The following is a 460-nucleotide window of genomic DNA, read 5'->3' as shown; positions in this document are numbered from 1 at the left end:
GTCGTTGGACGAATACACCGTTACGGAGATGGCCTGGGTGTCGGTGCTGCCCTGGTCGTCGGCGACCTGCACGATCACGTCATAGATGTTGTCGCCACCGGCGTCGGTGGGCGCCTCGAAGTCGGGGGCCGTGATGAAGCTGAGCGCGCCGGTGCTGGCGTCGATCTGGAAGTGGGCGGCGTCGGCGTCGGTGGCCGTTACGGTCATCACGGCGGTGGTGTTCTCGGCGACGTTGGCCGTGTTGCTGCTGGTGATCAGTGGGGGGCTGTCGTTGGACGAATACACCGTGACGGAGATGGCCTGGGTTTCGGTGCTGCCCTGGTCGTCGGCGACCTGCACGATCAGGTAGTAGATGTTGTCGCAGCCGGTATCCGTAGGCGCCTCGAAATCAGGCGCAGTGATGAAGCTGAGTACGCCGGTGCTGGCGTCGATCTGGAAATGGGCGGCGTCGGCGCCGCCG

1 protein-coding gene is annotated in these 460 nt (G+C 65.0%); it reads right to left on the bottom strand.

Going from position 1 to position 460, the window contains the following annotated elements:
- A partial coding sequence (locus JNK74_28695; GenBank protein ID MBL7650163.1) for a hypothetical protein occupies positions 1–460 on the bottom strand: 460 nt, incomplete at both ends.

This window comes from Candidatus Hydrogenedentota bacterium (assembly GCA_016791475.1).
Lineage (GTDB): Bacteria > Hydrogenedentota > Hydrogenedentia > Hydrogenedentales > JAEUWI01 > JAEUWI01.
The sequence above is the reverse complement of the archived record's forward strand: the minus strand, read 5'-3'. Positions and strand labels throughout refer to the sequence as shown.